Genomic DNA, 19,428 nt, shown 5'->3' with positions numbered 1-19,428 from the left:
TGTCGGTAGTGGGCACGCCGTCAGCTCTTGGCGAGCGTGACGAACCGGAACTTGAACGAGGCGTCGAGCGTCTCGTCCACACCGCTGATCGCATCGGTGGCGACGGCGATCTGCTTGCCCTCCAACAACGGAAGAGTGGGCAGGTAGTTCGTGGCGAGCTCGGTCTGAATCTGTCCGATGATCTGCATCCGCGCGTTCTCGTCGGCCGTCGTGCGCTCGAGGTCGAGCAGTGACGTGATGGCCGGGCTCTCGAAGTGCGACTGCAGGAAGTTGTCCGGCGCGAAGAACGGCGTCAGGTAGTTGTCTGCGTCGGGGTAGTCCGGGAACCAACCCAGCTGGTACACCGGGTAGGCGTCGGCGACGCGTTCTTTGGTGTAGGTGCTCCACTCGGTGGACTGCAGGTTCACGTTGAACAGGCCCGTCGCATCGAGCTGGCTCTTGATCGCGGCGTATTCCTCGCTCGACGACGAACCGTAGTGGTCCGGGTTGTACTGCAGGTTGAGCTGCACCGGGGTGGCAACGCCTGCGGCAGAGAGGAATCCGGCTGCCTCGTCGCGGTTGGGCGTGGTGCCGTAGACATCTCCGTACGCGGTGTTCGCACCGGCCAAGCCGGTGGGGACGACGGAGTAGAGCGGGGTGTATGTGCCCTTGTAGACACCGTCGGACAGTGCCTGACGATCGACCGAGGCCGCAATTGCCTTGCGTACGGCCAACTTCTGATCGGGGGTGTCGCCGGGCATCGTGTTCATGTTGAAGACCATGTAGCGCGATTCGCCGCCGGGTCCCTCGTGCACCGTCAGACCGTCCACGCTGCCGAGAGATTCGACGTCCGTCGGCGTCAACGAGCGCCACGCGACGTCGATGGCCTTGTTCTGCACGTCGAGCTTGAGGTTGTCGGAGCTGGTGTAGTACTTGGTGTTGATCGACGACGTCTTCGGCGTGCCGAGGATGCCCTTGTAGTCACCGTTCGCGGTGAAGCTGACGAGGGAGTTCTTGGCGTAGCTCGAGATCGAGTACGGGCCGGCGAACGGGGTGCCGGCCACGATGGCGTCGTCGTCGAGAACCTTGTCCGCCGGGAACACCGTCTGGTCGACGATCGGACCTGCCGGTGTTGCCAGGATCTGCGGGAACGTCTGATCGTTCGCTGCCTTCAGCGTGAACTCGACGGTCTTCTCGTCCGGCGTCGCGATGCTGTCGAGATTGGTCAGCAGCGACGCAGGCCCGTTGGGGTCGTTGATCGCGACGATCCGGTCGAACGAGTACTTCACGCTCTCGCTCGTCAGCGGGTTGCCGTTCGCGAACTTCAGATCGTCCTTCAGGGTGCACGTGTAGACGGTCGGTTCGGAGAAATCGCAGCTCTCGGCGGCGTCGGGCTCGAGCTCGGAGCTGCCGGGAGCGAAGTTCATCAGGAACGGGTATGTCTGGTTCATCACCATGAACGAGCCGTTGTCGTACGAGCCCGCCGGATCGAGCGAGGTCACCTGGTCGGTGGTGCCGACGGTGATCGTGTCTCCGCCGTCGCCGTCACCGGATCCGCCGGCGTCGGTGCGACCGGAGCCGCATGCTGCGGCCGTCAACGCGAGTACCGACAGTGCTGCCACTGCAGCGGTCTTCTTGCCGTGCTTGCGCACAGCTGTCCTTGATGCCGCGCTGTAGCGCTGCATGCGTCCGTCGTCGGGCGACAGGGTCATCTGAGCCTCTATCCAAATCGGTGTGTCCTATGTAACTCGGGACAGTACCGATGGACTGTTTCCAATATGTGGCATTGAGAAAACCCTGCTGTTCCCTATCGGCAAACCGCAGGTCAAGGCCTACTGAGAGCGCTCACATTCGCGTCGTTGGCCACCGGCTGGCCGGCTGCCGACGCCAGCAGACCCTCGAGAACGTGCTTGCCGAGCGCATTGTCGGCGGGCAGATCGATCGGGTACTTGCCGGTGAAACATGCTGCACACAACCGCGATTCGGGCTGCTCCGACGCCGCGATCATGCCGTCGATGGAGATGTACCCCAGCGAATCGGCACCGATGGCCTGGCGGACGCCTTCGAGAATCCCGTCCTCGGAGTCGACGCCGTTGGCGATCAACTCTGCGGGAGAAGCGAAGTCGATGCCGTAGAAGCATGGCCACCGTACCGGCGGGGACGCGATGCGGACGTGAATTTCGAGCGCACCGGCTTCTCGCAGCATCCTGATCAGCGCACGCTGGGTATTGCCGCGGACGATCGAATCGTCCACCACCACCAGCCTTTTGCCCCGAATGACCTCTTTGAGTGGGTTCAGTTTGAGCCGAATGCCGAGCTGACGAATGGTCTGCGACGGCTGAATGAACGTGCGCCCCACGTAGGCGTTCTTCATCAGCCCCTGGCCGTAGGGAATTCCGGACCCCTGAGCAAAACCGACCGCGGCGGGAGTTCCGCTCTCGGGCACCGGAATCACCAGATCACCCTCGGCCGGATGCTCCTTGGCGAGCCGTCGTCCGATCTCGACGCGGGTCGAGTGCACCGAACGGCCACCGATCACGCTGTCGGGCCGCGCGAGGTAGACGTACTCGAATACGCATCCCTTGGGCTCGGGGGCGGCGAAACGCGACGACCGGACGCCGTCGGCATCGATCGCGAGCAGCTCGCCGGGCTCGATGTCTCGAACGAACGCAGCACCGACGATGTCGAGCGCAGCCGTTTCACTGGCCACCACCCAGCCACGATCGAGGCGGCCGAGGCAGAGCGGGCGAACACCGTGCGGATCACGGGCGGCGTAGAGGGTGTGCTCGTCCATGAACGTCAAACAGAACGCGCCTTTGAGCTGCGGCAGCAGTTCCATCGCGGCCTGCTCGATTGTGCAATCGGCGGCCTTGTGCGCCAGCAGCGCCGTGACGACGTCGGAATCCGAGGTGCCGTTGCCCTGCAACCGATCGTTGATCAGCCCTGCATCACGTGCCTTGGTGGCGAGCTCGGCGAAGTTCACGAGATTTCCGTTGTGACCGAGCGCAATCCCGGTGCCCGCAGTGGTGGTACGGAAGATCGGCTGCGCGTTCTCCCACGTGACCGACCCGCTGGTGGAATACCGGCAGTGCCCGATGGCGACGTGCCCGGGCATCGCCCCGAGCGTCTGCTCGTCGAACACCTGACTGACGAGGCCGAGATCCTTGAACACCAATACCTGGGAACCGTCGGACACTGCGATTCCGGCAGCTTCCTGGCCACGGTGCTGCAGCGCATAAAGGCCGTAATACGAGAGCTTGGCCACATCCTCGCCCGGTGCCCATACTCCGAACACTCCGCACTCTTCGCGCGGCTCGTTCTCCGGTTCGTCGAGGGGTTTGGTTACCAGAAGATTCGGACTGTCGACCGACAAATCGGCGTTGGTCACGGGCATTGCTCCCTTGGGGGACGGGGCGGGGGGCCGTGCCTGAGTCTACGGGCACACGGCCGGAGTCAACGCATCGTGTGGACGGGAGATTCCCACCAGGTGAACGAGTGTCCGATTCGCTTCCGTCACCTGATGGACAGCAGCGGCAGCCAGCGACCTACTTCGGCTGCCCTGCTGCCGCACGCATCGATGGAACCGTCGGCGAGAGCCTCGTCGAAATCGCGGGTTCCGGTGACCACCTGCAGCCACGTCAGAGCATCGGTTTCGACGACATTGGGCGGAGTTCCCCGAGTATGCCGAGGCCCGACGATGCACTGCACTGCAACGAACGGCGGTACGCGTACCTCCACCGAGGATCCGGGCGCATTCTGGCCGAGAGTTCTGGCGGTGGTGCGCACCGCCGCGGCGATCTGTGCGCGAGCCGGTTTGTCCGCCTCACCCTTGATCCACTCCGCAACCGCCAGTACCGCGTCGCGAACCTCAGCGGGGCTGACTTCCTTGTGCGGTGGCACCGCTACCGACTCCTCTCGTTCGCAGCGAGACGCGCCAGCACAGCGCCGCTCGCGTTGAGGAAATAGTGCAGCAGCGCCGGGGCGAGCACAGTCCCACTGCGGGCCCTGAGCCAGGAGAAGACAACGCCGGCCGCGGTCGTCGCCAGTACCGTCCCGATCACGGTGTCTCCTGCTGCGCGGGCCGGGTGAATGTGCCACAGGCCGAAGAAGATCGGCGACAGGGTGGGCGACGCGGCGTCGAGGACACCGCGGAACAGCAACTCCTCGGTGAGCACCGTTCCCACGGGAATGCGAAACAGCACCCACTCGGCCAGCTCGTCCTCGGACGGCCGGACCCGGCGGCGCAGCGCCGGAACTGCCGCGACGACGGCAGATCCGAGAACAGGAACGGCCGACGCCGCCGCGCCCCACTTCAGTCCGGCAGCAGCGTTGCGCAGACCGAGCTCGTTCGCGCTCGTTCGGGACAGTGCAGCCACACCCACTGCGAACGAGGCATTGGCCACCGCCCGCGCACGGGCATCGAATCCGAGCGCCGGGAGGAGGTAGGTACTCCACACCGTGGTCGCGAGTCCGGTTGCCAGCGCGGCTTTCACTTCTCGGGACCGTCTCGCCCGGCGAATTGCTCCATGACTCCGCGCACTCGTTCGGTGTCGCGATCGGTCCAGCCCTCGGGCGCGGCGACGGCGACCCAGCCGTCGAGCACCAGGGTTCCGTAGTTGTGGCCGTGTCCGTCGGGGACACCCGCAGCGTTGGTCAGGTCGGCTGCCACCTGCCAGAAAGTGACGACCGGGAACCAGCGCATGCTGGGCAGTCGGTCCGGCCCCGGTGGTTCGGACAGCCAGTCGGGACGCTCGAACAGCAGATCGGGCGACCACCAGACCACCGGATCCGACGCGTGCTGGACGTAGAGGATCCGTGGTGCGTACCAGGGTTGGTCCTCCGGCGGGATGCCCGACGAGTTGTCGGCGAAGCGCACCGTCAGACCCTCTGAGTAGACCGGCCGGACCTCGGGACTTCCCGGGTCGCGTCGGCTGACGAACTGACTCCAGATGCGGTTGTTGTTCGGCGGTCCGACCCACAGGACTCCATCGGTGGTGGCCCTGATGTCCGCCAAGCCGTCGAAGGCACCCTCGCCCGCCTGGGTACCGAGGCTCTCGCCGTAGACGTAGAACTTGGGGCGCGTGGCCTCCGGCTCCTGCAGCCAGCGATCGTGCACCTTGTCGATGAGCGCTTTGCCGGCCTGAGCCGCTTTGTCGCCCTCGGCGATGAACGAGATCCAGCTGGGCAGATACGAATACTGCGATGCGACGGTGGCGACATCGCCGTCGAACATGAGCTCTTCCGCTTCGATGGCGGTGGGATTGACCCAACCGGTGCCCGTGGTCGGAACGACGATGAGGGCTTTGCGCTGGAAGGCCCCGGTGCGTTCGAGTTCGGCCACCACGATGTCGAGCCGTTCGTCCTGGGTCTCCGCGGTTTCCAATCCCGCGTATGCCCTGATGGGCTCGAGGCTCGGACGGCCCGTGGCTCGTTCCATCTCGTCGGCGCGCAGACCGCTGGAGACGAAGTTACGACCCTCGAAACCCAGGGTGTCCCAGGGAGCCAACGAGTCCGGGCTGCCGGATCGCTCGTCGGCGACGGGTTGTTCTGCCCCGTCCCGAGTTTCGTCGTTCTGCAGACTGAATGCCGAGTTGGTGACCGCCGAGACCGCACGCAGCAGCACGCCCTGAACCAGAGCGACGGACAACACGACGAGAACGACGACCCCGAGTGCGTTGGCCACTTCGCGGGGCATCTTCACGACGCGGTTGATCTGACGGGCGAGCAGCCGAACGAGGTCGCGCAACACCCGCGACAACGAAATCAGCAGCGCCGCAATGGCAATGCTGAGCGCACCGGTGCGCAGGTAACCCGTTGTGGTGGTGCCCTCGGCGTCCATCAACGCGGCGAGCTCGCGCTGCCACTGCGCCGAGATCGCCAGCATGACCATCGATGCGGCGACGGCCAGGACGGGTACCGCAGCCTTGACGGCGAGTTCGACCTTGCGGGGCAACGGCCACCACGACCGCGAGGCGAGCCACCATCGAGCGACTGCCCATCCGACAGCTACGCCGAACGCGTAACCGATGGCCGCGTTGATTCCGCCGATGATGCCCTGGAACAGCCATCCACGCGGGAGCAGGGACGGCGTGAGCGACCAGCAGAAGAACAACGCGCTGAAGGCGATTCCGGTGAAGTCGAGGCGCAACAGGCCCCACGCCCACATGACGAACGGATGCTTGTCGGGTGAGGGAACCGAGAATTCCAGGTTCGGCAGGTGGTACCGATGATGCTGATCCTGCTCGAGTTCGGCGTCGACTTCTCTGTCGTGCCGCTTCGATGCCTGCTCCCCGACCGATGTCTGTCCCCCCACCTCGGTCAGCCGAAAAGTCTGGGGAGAGTGCTTTCGAACGTCTCACGCAGTTCCGCCATCGGGACGGAGAACTGCCCTTGCACCTCGATCGAATCCGAACCTTCGTCGACAACGCCGATGCGCGTCCACGGCAGACTGCGGGCCGTGCACATACCGGTGAAACGGGTCTCTTCCGTGCGCGGAACCGCGACCAGTACACGACCCGACGACTCCGAGAACAGCGTGACGAACGGATCGGCACCCTCGGGAACGATGATGCGGCAACCGGTTTCACCAGCCAGGGCCGCTTCGACCACGGCCTGCGCAAGACCACCCTCGGACAGGTCGTGAGCCGCCGAGACCAGTCCGTCGCGCGAGGACGACAGCAGAATGTCGGCCAGCAATTGCTCGCGAGCCAGATCGACCTTGGGCGGGACGCCGCCGAGGTGATCGTGTTCGACCTGCGACCAGATGGATCCGTCGAATTCGTCGTGGGTCTCACCCAGCAGAATCAGCGTCTCGCCGGGTTCGAGTCCGAGGCCGGTCGGGATACGGCGATGCACGTCGTCGATCACGCCGAGTACACCGACCACCGGCGTCGGCAGGATCGGCTCGGCACCGGTCTGGTTGTAGAAGCTGACGTTGCCTCCGGTGACCGGAATGCCGAGGGTGACACAGCCGTCGGCCAGCCCGCGGACGGCTTGCTGGAACTGCCACATGACGCCCGGATCCTCGGGCGAGCCGAAGTTCAGGCAGTTGGTGACGGCCTTGGGCGTCGCACCGGTGACCGCGACGTTGCGGAACGCCTCGGCGAGCGCGAGCTGCGCACCCTGGTAGGGATCGAGTGCGGTGTAGCGACCCGACGCGTCGGTGGCCAAAGCGATTCCACGCCCGGTCTTTTCGTCGATTCGGATCACTCCGGCATCGGCGTTCTCGGCCAGGACGGTGTTGCCGCGCACGTAGCGGTCGTACTGCTCGGTGATGAATCGACGGCTGCACAACTGCGGCGAGCCGATCATCTTCAGCAGCGTCGCCCGCAGTTCGTCCCCGGTTTCCGGGCGCTGCAGCGACGCTGTGGTGTTCGCGATCAGCGCGTCCTGGGTGTCCGGACGCTGGACCGGGCGGTTGTACACCGGTCCTTCGTGCGCGACGGTCTTCGGCGGAACATCGACGACGGTGTCGCCGTGCCAGGTGATCTGCAGATGCTCACCGTCGGTGACCTCACCGATGACGGTAGCCAGCACGTCCCACTTCGTGCAGACAGCCATGAACGCATCGACGTTCTCGGGCGTCACCACGGCGCACATGCGCTCCTGGGATTCGCTCGACAGCACCTCCGCGGGCGTCATGCCGGTGGCGCGCATCGGCACCTTCTCCAGCTCGATGTGCATGCCGCCACTGCCCGCCGAGGCGAGTTCGGAAGTAGCACAAGACAATCCGGCACCGCCGAGGTCCTGGATGCCGACTACCAACTTGTTCGAGTACAGCTCGAGGCAGGCTTCGATGAGCACCTTCTCGGTGAACGGATCGCCCACCTGCACGGCAGGCAATTTCTTTCTGCCGCCACCGGTCTCGTCACCGTCGAAGGTCTCCGACGCGAGCACGGACACGCCACCGATGCCGTCGAGACCGGTTCGGGCACCGAACAGAATGATCTTGTTACCCAGACCCGACGCGAAGGCCAGGTGCATGTCCTCGACGCGCATGACGCCGGCACACAGGGCGTTGAGCAGAGGGTTACCGGCGTAGGAGGCGTCGAACACCGTCTCGCCGCCGATGTTCGGCAGGCCGAGGGAGTTTCCGTACCCGCCGACGCCTGCGACGATGCCGCTCAGGACACGGCGCGTATCGGGTGCATCGGCAGCACCGAAACGCAGCTGGTCCATGACGGCGATCGGGCGCGCACCCATGGCCATGATGTCGCGGACGATGCCGCCGACGCCGGTGGCTGCACCCTGGTAGGGCTCGACGTACGACGGGTGATTGTGGCTCTCGACCTTGAACGTGACGGCCCAACCGTCGCCGACGTCGACGACGCCCGCGTTCTCACCGATGCCGGCGAGCATGGGCTTGCGCATTTCGTCGGTGGTGGTCTCGCCGAAGTACTTCAGGTGCACCTTGGAGGACTTGTACGAGCAGTGCTCGCTCCACATGACGGAGTACATCGCCAGCTCGGCATCGGTGGGCCGACGGCCGAGAATTTCCTTGATGCGGACGTATTCGTCGTCCTTGAGTCCGAGTTCCTTGTACGGCTGCGCAACGTCGGGGGTGGCGACGGCGTTGGAGACAGTGTCTGTGGGTACAGAGCTAGCGGACACGAGGAATAGGTCCCTTCGATGGAGCGAAATGCCAGGGGAAGTCTATAAGGTGCTGCCGACATGTACGGCATCGGACGGTTCGGCCTCGTGCGAACATCACCTGATGGACATCGCACTGACCGAGGACGATCTGGACGAAACGGGCGTCATCGACCCGTCGATGGTGGCCAAGGGAGTCGACGTCCCGCCGAAAGCCGTCGTCTGTTTCTTCTCCGAGGTGATCGAGAGCATCTGCGCGAAAGGCGACGCCCGAGTCGTCTCGATCATGCGCTCCGAGCACGGCGAACACCCCGTCTACGAGATCGAACGGAACGGGGAGAAACTGGCCGTCTTCCACCCGGGCGTCGGCGCTCCGCTGGCCGCACTGTTCCTCGAAGAGGCCATCGCGATGGGATGCACCCAGTTCGTGGCCGTCGGCGGCGCGGGAGCCCTGTCCGACGACCTCGGCATGGGACACGTCATGGTGGTCGACAGCGCCCTCCGCGACGAGGGCACTTCGTTCCACTACCTCCCTCCTGGGCGAGTGGTCGACGCCGATCCAGAAGGCGTGGCCGTACTGCAGTCCGTACTGACCGACGCTGGAGTCGACTTCGTCACCGGCCGATCCTGGACGACGGATGCGCTCTACCGGGAGACCCGTGCCCGGGTCTCGCGCCGCGTCGAGGAGGGCTGCCGAACCGTCGACATGGAAGCCTCGGCCTTCTGCGCCGTTGCCCAGTTCCGCGGGGTGCGATTCGCGCAGCTGCTGTACGCGGGCGACTCCCTGGCCGCCGACTGGGATCACCGCGGTTGGACCAAGGCGACAACAGTGCGCGAACAGTTGTTCTGGCTTGCGGCGGATGCGTGCCTGCAACTCGATCCGGTCTAGGTTTTCGGCCCACCCCCCCGGATCTCGCCTGGCCCCCCGGATCTCGCAAACGCGCGCGCGTTTGCCAGACGCGAGCCGAATTGCCCCGGAATCGGGCACGAAACTCCGCGCACCTGACGAATGCGCGCGCGTTTGCGATTGCCGAACGATGATCGCGAGCTCCGCGGTCCAAGGCGCACCGACATTCGACGTCCGCCCCCCGATCTCGCAAACGCGCTCGCGTTTGCCAGACGCGAGCGGAATTGCCCCGGAATCGGGCACGAAACTCCGCGCACCTGACGAATGCGCGCGCTTTTGCGACGGACTGAACGGGCTCAGGCAGGGGCGAGGAAGGCCGCCAGCGCGTCGGCGTAGGACTTCACGTCGGCGGCTCCCATCAACTCTCGCGACGAGTGCATGGCCAACTGCGCTGCGCCGACGTCCACTGTCGACAACCCCGTGCGTGACGCGGTGATCGGCCCGATGGTCGATCCGCAAGGCAGGTCCGCACGATGTACGTAGCGCTGCAACGGAACTCCGGCCTGATCGCAGGCGAGTGCGAATGCACCTGCACCCGCGGAATCCGTTGCATAGCGGAGGTTCTGGTTGACTTTGAGCACCGGTCCCCCGCCGAGCTCGATGCGATGTGCCGGCTCGTGCCGGTCCGGGTAGTTGGGGTGCGTCGCGTGCGCCATATCGCCTGAGGCACAGATGGATCCGGCCATCGTGCGCAGGAACTCCTCCCGGCCACCGCCGCGTCCGAGCACGATGCGCTCGAGCACGGTGTTCAGCAGATCCGAGAACGCACCGCGATCCGACATGCTGCCGACTTCCTCGTGATCGAAAAGGGCAAGCACGGGCGTGACATCGGTCGGATTATCCACTGCTGCAAGCAAAGCCTGGGTCCCGGCGTAACAAGTACCCTGATTGTCCAGACGCGGCGCACTGACCAGCTCGGACTCGACGCCCACGATGGCGCTGGGTGCGAGGTCGTGGGTCATCAGTTCCCAACCCAGAACCGAATGCGGGTCGACGCCTTCTCTCTCGGCGACGTAGGCGATGAAAGACTTCGGCGAATTACCCACGCCCCAAATGGCATTGACGTGCCGTTGCGGGTCCAGAGTGACACCCTTGCGGTCCTCGGACAGGTGGATCGCCAGCTGCGGGACTCGCAGAATCGGCTCGTCCACCTTGACGAGCACTTCGCGCGCAGCGTTGCCGTCACGCACACTCAGCCGGCCGGAGATACCAAGATCGCGGTCGAGCCAGGAGTTGAGCCACGCGCCGCCGTACGGTTCGAGACCCACCATCTGCCAGCCTGCGGATTGCAGATCGGGATGCTGCTTCACGCGGAGGTTCGGGCTGTCGGTGTGCCCGCCGACGATGCGGAACGGGCCCTCAGGAGTGGAGCCTGCGGAACGACCCGAGTTGCCCGTCTCGGTACTCCAGGCGATGAGTGAACCTCCGCGGATCAGGTAGTAGCGACCTGGTTCGGTCGGCCAGGCGTCGATCTCGTCGAGCTGCACGAAACCGGCCTCCTCGAGCTGCACCGACACCGTGTTGCAGACGTGGAATGGCGACGGCGACACGTCGACGAAGTTGCAGAGACCGGTTGCAGAAGCGTTGGACGACATGGGAACCATTGTGGCAGCCACCGCGTCGAACGCATCAAGAGCACACACCGACTCGGGGGAACACCATGAAATTTCAGTCTTTGCCGAACTACGGCGCAGTTCACGCAACGACATTCGCGATCGTGCGGATGAAGACGATCGAAGCATTCCGAAAGCGCGGGGTGGTGGTTCACCGCAAGGATGCAACAACATTGGCGGCGGGATCAGGCCCGCACTTTCCACTGGAGAACCTCTTCGCCCGATGCTCGGGGGCAAGCAGATCGGCGTGGGACAGCATCATCGACGGCCATGTCGACGTCATGATCGAGGTGATGCGCGAAGCCGACCCGACGTTCATCACCTCGTTGCCGGACGACGAGTTCCACTCGAGGTTGCGCGAGCGCATCGTCCCACCGTCCGCACTCGAAGCAATGGCGGAATACGACTACTCGGTCCCGCTGCTCGACGCACCGGACGCACCCAGACGTGTACTGAATCTGTCGTCTCCCAATCGAGCGCTGACGCTCGCCGATCGGCATCTCGTCGGCCGAGACATGAACGCCGCCTGGGCTGCCGGCCGAAGAAACACCGCAACGCTGAAGTTCGAGGACGGCCGAATCCTCAGCAGAAACAGCATCGACATCGAGGTCCTCAGCGGCGATTCGATCTACCTCGCGTCGAAGGTTGCCGACATGAACACGCTGATCTCCACACACCTCGGCGAGTGTCTGTACGGCGTATTGTTCGTCGTTCCCAATGCCTACGAGTTCATTTTTCACCGGCCGCGCAACGCCGATGTGGCGCTCGCTGCCGCAGCCGAGCTTGCCGATCTGGCAGATATGTTCACTCGTGACACGCCGAGCCCACTGTCGCGCTCGGTGTTCTACTGGCGAGACGGCGAGTACTGCGACGTATCGCACGGGCCAACGGGCATCTTCGCCTCAACCTTGACGGAGTTGCGAGCGCGCGCGGCCTGACCGCGATCACGTGCCGGTAGACCCGCTATTCGGGCGGCGGGGTGGTCGGCCGTCCCGCTGCGGCGTCGCGAATCCAGTCGGGTACGGGTTGATGATCGCGTTCGGCCATGGTGATGTAGGCGCGGGCAGCGGCAGCGGCGACCGTCGGCCGTGGTGCTTTGATGTTGCGTGCGTCGGTACTGGTCATCGCGGGTCCTCCTGCTCGCTCTCACCGTCAGTGTCCTCGGTTTCGTGCGGTTGTGCCAGTGCGCGACGTGCAGATCGGCCCGCCACGGCCAGCAGCACCTTGCGTTCGGTGCTGGTGATGAGCGGGGAGTCGGTGACCGTCGCAAAGACGTCCCAGCCGAGCTCCGCTTCATCATCACTGTCGCTGACGGTGTGGTCGAGGCACCAGGCGATTCGCTGCCAGGCCTGGGCCCGTTTGTCGGCAACGGTGCGCTGACGAATGGTGAGAGCGACTCCGACGACGGCGAGTACACCGACCACGAGAGTCACCCATGCCTGAGCCGGCATTCGGCGCTCAGTGCGAACCGGACACGCAGAACACGTTGCCGTCGGGGTCGCTCAGCGTCACCCAGCGAAAGTCGCCCATGGCGTGTTGCGCAACCTCGCGTGCACCGGCTTCGACCAGGCGCGCAACCTCACCGTCGAGGTTGGCGGTCGTCATGTCGAGGTGGATACGGTTCTTTCCGGGAGTCGGGTCGTCGATCTTCTGAAACGCCAATCGATACGGTGCCGCAGCGAGTTCGACGACGTAGAACCAGCCGTCGTTCTCCTCCACGATCGACCCATCGACCTGCGCCGCCCACCAGCGTGCGAGCGGTCCCGGATCGGTGGTGTCGAACGTGATCATGCCCAGCGTCAGTGTCATGGCGGCACAGTAGCCGCGGCCACCGACATGAAACTCAGGCGTTGACGATCGTGTCCAATGCCGAATAGAAGATGCCCAAGCCGTCGTCGCTCGGACCGGTAAGCGGCTCGGTCGCATGCTCTGGGTGGGGCATCAAGCCGACGACTCGACCGTTGGCCGACGAGATTCCGGCGATCCCCCGCTGCGATCCGTTCGGGTTGGTGCCGCTGTACCGGAACACGACGCGACCCTCGCCCTCGAGCTCGTCGAGCACGTTCTGCGGTGCTTGGAATCGACCCTCGGCGTTCTTGACCGGGATCAGAATCTCGGCACCGGGCTCGTAGCGCGACGACCACGCGGTGTCGGTGTTCTCCACTGCCAGCCACTGATCGCGGCACACGAAGTGCAGTCCTTCGTTGCGGGTCAACGCACCGGGCAGCAGTCCCACCTCGCACAGCACCTGGAACCCGTTGCAGATACCGAGAACCGGCATACCGCCCTCGGCTGCTTTCACGACGGACTCCATCACCGGGGCGAAGCGCGCGATTGCGCCGGCCCGGAGGTAGTCGCCGTAGGAGAATCCGCCGGGGACGACGATGGCGTCGACGTTCTTCAGATCGGCGTCGGCGTGCCACAAACTGACGGCCTCGCCGCCGGCCAGGGTGACTGCGCGGGAGGCGTCGACGTCGTCGAGGGTTCCGGGGAAGGTGATGACCGCTACGCGTGCACTCATGAAATGCGGGTCACTTTCCAGTCCTCGATCACCGTGTTGGCAAGCAGTGATTCTGCAATTTTTTCCAGCGCAGCGTCGTCGACCGTGTCGTCGACCTCGAGCTCGAAACGCTTGCCCTGACGGACGTCGGATACACCGGAGATACCCAGACGGCCCAGCGCGCCCGCGATCGCTTGACCCTGCGGATCGAGAATCTCGGCCTTGGGCATGACATCGACAACGACTCGGGCCACGAAAGCGCTCCTTGAAATACGTACAGCAAGACAGTTACCGGCAGGTGGGAGTCTACGCAGCCCTGGCGGGAGGCGCGAAACCGCGCTTACTGTGGAGTCCATGCAGCTGACACACTTCGGACATTCCTGCGTTCTCGTCGAACTCAACGGCACCACCGTGCTGTTCGATCCCGGCACGTTCTCCCACGGGTTCGAGGGCATCACCGGACTCGATGCCATCCTCGTCACTCATCAGCACCCGGATCACGTCGATCTACAACGACTTCCGGCGCTTCTCGAGGCAAATCCGCGAGCGGCACTGCATGCCGATCCGATGACCGCGGGCCAACTGGGCGAGCGGTGGACTGCAGCTCCCGCAGGCGATGCATTCACCGTCGGCGGCATCACGGTCACCGGGGTCGGCGGCACCCACGCCGTCATCCATCCGGAACTGCCGGAGATCGACAACACTGGCTACCTGCTCGGTACTCCCGAGAACCCGGGCCAGCTGTTCCATCCCGGTGACTCACTGTTCGTTCCCGAGCAGCAGGTCGACGTACTCGCTCTTCCCGCGGCCGCACCGTGGTCCAAGCTGTCCGAGACGGTCGAGTTCTTGCGCGCGGTGGCTCCGAAGATGGCGTTCCCCATTCATCAGGCAGTGATTGCCGACCAGGCGACCGGCGCGTACTACGGCCGCTTCAAGGACATGTCCGACGCCGAATTCCGCGAGCTGACCAAGGAATCGGCCGTCTCGATCTAACCGATGACCTCGGGCGGAAGGGTGCCGATCATGGTCACTTGCGTTCCGTCCCACTGGTAGTCGATCGTGGCGGGTCCGCCGGTCGGGTTCGCATTCGCGTCACCGGCGAGTGGCCAGCGGTAGTTGACTGTGATCGTGTCGGCGGACTGGGCCGCCACCGACGTGAACCCGTACGGCTCCAGCGTCGCGGTGCCGAGGTAGTCGGTGTTGTCAAAGAAGAGCAGATGTGTCGGCGAGCTCACCGTTGCCCCAGACGGGAGCGCTTCGACCCAGGTGAACGACGCACACGGGTCGCCCATCCGCGTCGCGACCCACGGTGAATCGGCGAAGACCAGCGGCAGCGAGTTCACGGCTTCGGTCACCGAGCTGGACGACATGTCGAGGCAGGTCACAGGCTCGGTCGCGTCGGGAATGGAGTTGTTCTCGGGTAGTTCTTCGGTGTTCCAATCGATCGGCCCGCTCGGCTCCGCATCCCCTGTGTCGACTGTCGGCCGGCTCGCCTCGGCCTCAGCTTGCGGCTGGTTGGCCTGGGGTTGGACGCTTGCCGGGGGCGCAGTAGTCGGCGCAGTAGTGGGCGGCGCTGCGACCGGACCGTCCGAGTTGCCGCACGCGACTAGGGCGAACGCACTGAGGGTGACGAGTAGAAGTCGTTTCATGTAGACCGCCTGGTTCGTATTGTCCGACGCCAGGTATGTCCACTCGCAAACATGTTCCGTTACATCACATTTCGATCAAAGGTCCGTTACCTTCGCAGCGATCTGCATTTTTCGCACCACTACGCGCACTTTTTGCGACCTTCCCGCGGATACTGCGGCACAGTGGAGCACCAGCTGCATACTGGAGCGCGGGTCATTCAGGCCAGCCGATGTCGAGCCGAACCAATTCACGAATTGCCGACTCGTCGACCGTGTCGAGTCCGTCGAGGAACGCAACGGCGAATGATCCCGGCCGCGAGGTCGACCGGGCCGCGATCTCCGACGCCGCCGCGACATGCGCGTGCGCGGCGACGGCACCGATCAGCGCGTTCGGAGCAACCGAACAGTAGGCAGCCGTCAGCGCACCGAGCGCACACCCGGTAGCCGTAACCCGTTGCAGCAGTGCGCTTCCGCCGCCCACCTTCACCATGCCGCCGGGGCCGAGAATGTGATCGGTCTCCCCCGATGCTGCCACCACGTCAGCTCGATCGAGCAGCGAACGCGCCGCATCAACCGAATCTTCGGCTCGCGCAGACGAATCCACCCCTCTAGAAGCGCCCCGAGCACCTGCCAGACCCAGAACCTCGGACGCGTTCGCGCGAATGACGCTGGGCCGGTTGACAAGTAGCTCGACGGCCACCTGCGTTCGCCACGGCAGGCCGCCCGCCCCTACCGGATCGAGTACCCATGGCTTACCCGCGTCCCTCGCAGCGGCCGACGCCAGCCGAGAACTCTCCACCTGCGCTGCCGTCGGGGTCCCCAGGTTGACGAGAACCGCGTCGGCGATACCCGCGAAACCGGCTGCTTCTTCGGGGTTGTCGACCATCGCCGGAGCGGCACCCGCGGCTAACAGCGCATTCGCCACGAACTGAACCGACACGGTGTTGGTCAGGCACTGCACCAGCGGATTGCGTTCACGCATGTGTCGATGTGCGGCAACGATATCGTCCAGGGTCACAGTCGAGGCACTCATTGTTGCGAGTCTACGACCGCGATCACCCCGTTCGCGTCAATGGACCACTGCATACGTCTGGGCACTGCACTGGCACATTCACGCCCTGACCCGGTGCGCGTCGATGTCACTTTGCATACGTCTGAGCCATGCAAGGGTCCATTGACGCGAGAGCGAGCGAAACGACCCGCTAGGCCACGCGAGAGTTGGTGCGCGGGATCCATTCGTACACGCCGGCTTCGGCTCCGTGGTGGAGGGATAGGTCGATGGCATCGAGGATTGCCTGTCGCGGCCCCGGGCGTCCGAGCTGCTTGGCACTGATGGCCAGGCGCACCACTCCATCGCGGCGCGCGGTGCGACCCGCGCCGAGTACCAGTGCCTTGAACCACCAGGGTTCGGCTTTGAATCCTTCACCGATTCCCCAGACTCGCGAACGAAGGACGCCGTCGCGGTCGAGGTCGTGAATTCCGTTGAGCGCGGCGAGCATTCGGAAGCCGGCGTCGGGTAGGGCTTCGACGGCTCCGGGTGAGGCGATCCAGCGCGGAGCGGCGAAAATTCGCGTGCGCAGTCCGGTCTGTTCCATCACGCGGTCCGCGGCCATCAGGCGCAGTCGAGCTTCGTGACGTGGCAGAGCGGCGAACTCGGAGCGTCGACGCTTCGTGGCGGCCTGGTCGTATCCGTGCAGAACGATCGCATCGCCGCCGTCGCGTCGGGCCCGCAACCATTCCTGGGTGGGCACGTCCGCTGCGAGTCGGTATTTGTCCTTCAATCGCGGTGCGACGAGCAGCGACAACGGGACGCAGCGCCCGTCCAGGATCTGCGCGAACTCGGCGGCATGCTCGTAGGTGTCGTTCTTGATTCCGCTCACCGACACGATCAGGCGTCCAGACATGACTCGAGCCTCGCACACCAGCGTGAACGAGGCTCGACGTCGATGCAGACAGAAGCTAAACGGCGATCGTTTCCTTCGGGAGGATCTTGTCGATCGCGGCGAGGACCTCGGGAGCGTCCGGCTCGGTGCGCGGACGGAAGCGATCGGTGACGACGCCGTCGGGCGAGATCAGGAACTTCTCGAAGTTCCACTGAACGTCTCCGGCCTTGCCTTCGGCGTCCTCGGTTTTGGTCAGTTCGGCGTACAACGGGTGCTGGTTGTCACCGTTGACGTCGACCTTCTCGGTCATCGCGAACGTGACGCCGTACGTGGTGGAGCAGAAAGTTTCGATTTCTTCGGCGGTGCCGGGTTCCTGGCCACCGAACTGGTTGCACGGCACTCCGACGACCGAGAGGCCACGGGCCGAGTATTCGTTGGCAAGCTTCTCGAGCTTCTCGTACTGCGGGGTCAGTCCACACTTGGAGGCGACATTGACCACGAGGACGGCCCTTCCGGCGTACTCGTCGAGCGAGGTGGGCGCACCACCCAGCGTGTTGATGCCGATGTTCTGAACTTCAGTCATCATCCGAACTTACCTGTGAGTACCGACAGAATGGAACCGACGTACAAAAGCAAGTACGACCCCGCTGGTGGCGGGGTCGTACTTGCGTTTTTCCGAACCGGGCGACGGGGGGATGCGCGTCGCCCGGCAGGCCTTACGCCTTGGCGGCGTGCTTCTCGATGCTGACCTGCTTGTCGGCGGGTGCGTCGTCTTCGGGGTAATGGTCGTCGACCATGGTTTCCTCGTCGAACGGCAGGTTGCCGTCGAGCACCGTGTTGACTCGTTCCTTGTCCAGGGTCTTGGTCCAGGTGCCGACCAGCAGCGTGGCAACGGCGTTACCCGAGAAGTTGGTGACGGCGCGGGCCTCGGACATGAAGCGGTCGATTCCGACGATGATCGGGACGCCGTCCAGGAGCTGGGGGGCGTGACTTTCGAGGCCGCCGGCCAGGGTGGCCAGACCGGCTCCGGAGACTCCGGCTGCGCCCTTCGAGGCGATGATCATGAAGAGCAGCAGGGAGAACTGCTCTGGGATGGAGAGCGGCAGGTTCATGGCGTCGGCGATGAAGATCGAGGCCATCGTCAGGTAGATCGCGGTGCCGTCGAGGTTGAACGAGTAGCCGGTGGGGACGACGATGCCGACGGTGGTGCGCTCGACTCCGACGTGCTCCATCTTGGCGATCAGACGCGGAAGGGCCGACTCGGACGAGCTGGTGGCGACGATGAGCAGGTACTCACGGGCCAGGTACTTGACCAGCTTGAAGATGGAGAATCCGGAGACGAACTTCAGGATCAGGCCGAGGAAGAAGAACACGAAGATGAAGCAGGTGACGTAGAAGGCCAGCATCAGAGTGCCGAGCTGCAGTACCGCGTCGAATCCGGTCTTGCCGACGACACCGGCGATGGCACCGAAAGCACCGATCGGGGCGAGCCACAGGATCATCGTCAGGATGCGGAAGACGAGCTTCTGTACTGCACCGATGCCCTTGAGGATGCCTTCGCCGCTCTTGCCCATGGCCTGCAGGGCGAAGCCGACAAGGATGGCGACGAACAACGTCTGCAGTACCGAGCCTTCGGTGAGCGACGACAGCAGCGAGGTCGGAATGATGCCTGCGATGAAGTCCATCGTGCCGCCGGCCGCCTCGGCCGTCTTGACGAGTTCATCGGCTCCGCCGCTGGGCGGGATGTCCAGACCGTCGCCGGGCTGGATCAGGTTGCCGACGACCATGCCGATACCGAGCGCGATGGTCGACATGCTGAGGAAGTAGGCCAGGGCAAGGCCGCCGACCCGACCGACACTTGCTGCGGCGCGAACCGATCCGATACCGAGGACGATGGTGCAGAAGATGACCGGGCTGATCATCATCTTGATCAGGCTGACGAACAGCGTGCCGAGCACGGCCAGCGAGACGCCGAAGTCTTTCCACACCAGGCCGACGATGACACCGGCGATCACCGCGATGATCACCGCGATGTACAGCCAGTGAGTTCTGTCGCGCTTCTTCTTGGGCTCGGTGGGCGGATTGTCGAACCGCTCGGCATCGATGGTTGTCATGAATGTTCCTTCTGGTTTGAAGTGAAGCGCGAGTCGAACTGCGGACTTCGTAACTATTGGGAGTGGAGTGAGGTGCATCACCCCTGCTGAGAGATGATGTTGCTGCACGCAGTGACTGGAGTCACCTATACGTTCATTCTGTTCACATCGATGTTTCTTGCGCGAAAGGAAAGTGGTGTCCTCGAAACGGCCGCTGAGCGTTGCCGGCCAGGTGC

Annotated in this window: 20 protein-coding genes; 3 read left to right on the top strand and 17 right to left on the bottom strand. The window is 64.5% G+C overall.

All coding sequences use genetic code 11. The features are described 5' to 3' along the window. Positions 1-20 precede the first annotated feature (20 nt). From AC5WEY_RS16105 to purL, 6 genes are all read right to left on the bottom strand, one after another. Complete coding sequence (locus AC5WEY_RS16105; RefSeq protein WP_495646906.1) at positions 21-1,664, bottom strand: ABC transporter substrate-binding protein; 1,644 nt, start codon at positions 1,662-1,664, stop codon at positions 21-23. A 140-nt stretch (positions 1,665-1,804) separates the two neighbouring features. Further along, the gene (purF, locus tag AC5WEY_RS16100; RefSeq protein ID WP_495646662.1) at positions 1,805-3,367 is read right to left on the bottom strand and encodes an amidophosphoribosyltransferase; all 1,563 of its coding nucleotides are present in this window, start codon (positions 3,365-3,367) and stop codon (positions 1,805-1,807) included. 125 nt (positions 3,368-3,492) lie between these two features. Next, positions 3,493-3,879 carry a sterol carrier family protein gene (locus AC5WEY_RS16095; RefSeq protein ID WP_495646661.1) on the bottom strand — a complete coding sequence of 129 codons (387 nt, stop codon included), beginning with the start codon at positions 3,877-3,879 and terminating at the stop codon, positions 3,493-3,495. Positions 3,880-3,881: 2 nt separating this feature from the next. After that, the gene (locus AC5WEY_RS16090) at positions 3,882-4,472 is read right to left on the bottom strand and encodes a CPBP family intramembrane glutamic endopeptidase (protein WP_495646660.1); all 591 of its coding nucleotides are present in this window, start codon (positions 4,470-4,472) and stop codon (positions 3,882-3,884) included. Then, a complete protein-coding gene (locus tag AC5WEY_RS16085; RefSeq protein WP_495646905.1) occupies positions 4,469-6,196 on the bottom strand; it encodes an alpha/beta hydrolase in 1,728 nt (575 codons plus the stop codon). Before AC5WEY_RS16085 ends, AC5WEY_RS16090 begins: the two co-directional genes overlap by 4 nt. A gap of 101 nt (positions 6,197-6,297) precedes the next feature. Then, entirely contained in the window at positions 6,298-8,589 is a 2,292-nt protein-coding gene (purL, locus tag AC5WEY_RS16080) for a phosphoribosylformylglycinamidine synthase subunit PurL (RefSeq protein ID WP_495646659.1), read from the bottom strand. Between the two features lie 103 nt (positions 8,590-8,692). Between purL and AC5WEY_RS16075 the strand changes: the two genes are divergently transcribed. After that, positions 8,693-9,457: a nucleoside phosphorylase gene (locus tag AC5WEY_RS16075; protein WP_495646658.1), complete on the top strand. Its 765-nt coding sequence runs from the start codon at positions 8,693-8,695 to the stop codon at positions 9,455-9,457. Between the two features lie 314 nt (positions 9,458-9,771). Here the strand turns inward: AC5WEY_RS16075 and AC5WEY_RS16070 are convergent, their stop codons facing one another. Further along, positions 9,772-11,079, bottom strand: a complete 1,308-nt coding sequence (locus AC5WEY_RS16070) for a M18 family aminopeptidase (protein ID WP_495646657.1) — start codon at positions 11,077-11,079, stop codon at positions 9,772-9,774. A 56-nt stretch (positions 11,080-11,135) separates the two neighbouring features. Between AC5WEY_RS16070 and AC5WEY_RS16065 the strand changes: the two genes are divergently transcribed. Next, positions 11,136-12,026, top strand: coding sequence for a hypothetical protein (locus tag AC5WEY_RS16065; protein ID WP_495646656.1), 891 nt, complete (start codon positions 11,136-11,138; stop codon positions 12,024-12,026). 25 nt (positions 12,027-12,051) lie between these two features. On the opposite strand, the gene AC5WEY_RS16060 is transcribed toward AC5WEY_RS16065, so the two are convergent. Genes AC5WEY_RS16060 through purS form a run of 5 tightly spaced genes read right to left on the bottom strand, consistent with a single transcriptional unit; the run spans position 12,052 to position 13,842 of the window. Further along, the gene (locus tag AC5WEY_RS16060; protein ID WP_156399415.1) at positions 12,052-12,213 is read right to left on the bottom strand and encodes a hypothetical protein; all 162 of its coding nucleotides are present in this window, start codon (positions 12,211-12,213) and stop codon (positions 12,052-12,054) included. Beyond that, positions 12,210-12,539, bottom strand: a complete 330-nt coding sequence (locus AC5WEY_RS16055; protein WP_495646655.1) for a hypothetical protein — start codon at positions 12,537-12,539, stop codon at positions 12,210-12,212. The genes AC5WEY_RS16060 and AC5WEY_RS16055 overlap by 4 nt, the downstream gene beginning before the upstream one ends. Positions 12,540-12,546: 7 nt before the next feature. Continuing rightward, positions 12,547-12,897: a VOC family protein gene (locus tag AC5WEY_RS16050; RefSeq protein ID WP_495646654.1), complete on the bottom strand. Its 351-nt coding sequence runs from the start codon at positions 12,895-12,897 to the stop codon at positions 12,547-12,549. Positions 12,898-12,931: 34 nt separating this feature from the next. Then, the gene (gene purQ / locus AC5WEY_RS16045; RefSeq protein WP_495646653.1) at positions 12,932-13,609 is read right to left on the bottom strand and encodes a phosphoribosylformylglycinamidine synthase subunit PurQ; all 678 of its coding nucleotides are present in this window, start codon (positions 13,607-13,609) and stop codon (positions 12,932-12,934) included. After that, entirely contained in the window at positions 13,606-13,842 is a 237-nt protein-coding gene (purS, locus tag AC5WEY_RS16040; protein WP_495646652.1) for a phosphoribosylformylglycinamidine synthase subunit PurS, read from the bottom strand. The genes purQ and purS overlap by 4 nt, the downstream gene beginning before the upstream one ends. Positions 13,843-13,942: 100 nt before the next feature. On the opposite strand from purS, the gene AC5WEY_RS16035 reads away from it, so the two are divergent. Next, positions 13,943-14,581 carry an MBL fold metallo-hydrolase gene (locus tag AC5WEY_RS16035; RefSeq protein ID WP_057476361.1) on the top strand — a complete coding sequence of 213 codons (639 nt, stop codon included), beginning with the start codon at positions 13,943-13,945 and terminating at the stop codon, positions 14,579-14,581. Here the strand turns inward: AC5WEY_RS16035 and AC5WEY_RS16030 are convergent. From AC5WEY_RS16030 to AC5WEY_RS16010, 5 genes are all read right to left on the bottom strand, one after another. After that, the gene (locus tag AC5WEY_RS16030) at positions 14,578-15,237 is read right to left on the bottom strand and encodes an LppP/LprE family lipoprotein (protein WP_495646651.1); all 660 of its coding nucleotides are present in this window, start codon (positions 15,235-15,237) and stop codon (positions 14,578-14,580) included. The genes AC5WEY_RS16035 and AC5WEY_RS16030 overlap by 4 nt on opposite strands. 193 nt (positions 15,238-15,430) lie before the next feature. Beyond that, positions 15,431-16,249 (bottom strand): hydroxyethylthiazole kinase, encoded by an 819-nt coding sequence (gene thiM / locus AC5WEY_RS16025; protein ID WP_495646650.1) that lies wholly within the window; start codon positions 16,247-16,249, stop codon positions 15,431-15,433. Between the two features lie 169 nt (positions 16,250-16,418). Beyond that, complete coding sequence (locus tag AC5WEY_RS16020) at positions 16,419-17,120, bottom strand: DUF2334 domain-containing protein (RefSeq protein WP_495646649.1); 702 nt, start codon at positions 17,118-17,120, stop codon at positions 16,419-16,421. A 55-nt stretch (positions 17,121-17,175) separates the two neighbouring features. After that, positions 17,176-17,685 carry a glutathione peroxidase gene (locus AC5WEY_RS16015; protein ID WP_420030309.1) on the bottom strand — a complete coding sequence of 170 codons (510 nt, stop codon included), beginning with the start codon at positions 17,683-17,685 and terminating at the stop codon, positions 17,176-17,178. A 130-nt stretch (positions 17,686-17,815) separates the two neighbouring features. Further along, positions 17,816-19,213, bottom strand: a complete 1,398-nt coding sequence (locus AC5WEY_RS16010) for a cation:dicarboxylate symporter family transporter (RefSeq protein WP_495646648.1) — start codon at positions 19,211-19,213, stop codon at positions 17,816-17,818. Positions 19,214-19,428 lie beyond the last annotated feature (215 nt).

The organism is Rhodococcoides sp. S146-33, from assembly GCF_059489205.1.
Note: the sequence above shows the minus strand (reverse complement) of the source record. Positions and strands in the feature narration are given on the sequence as shown.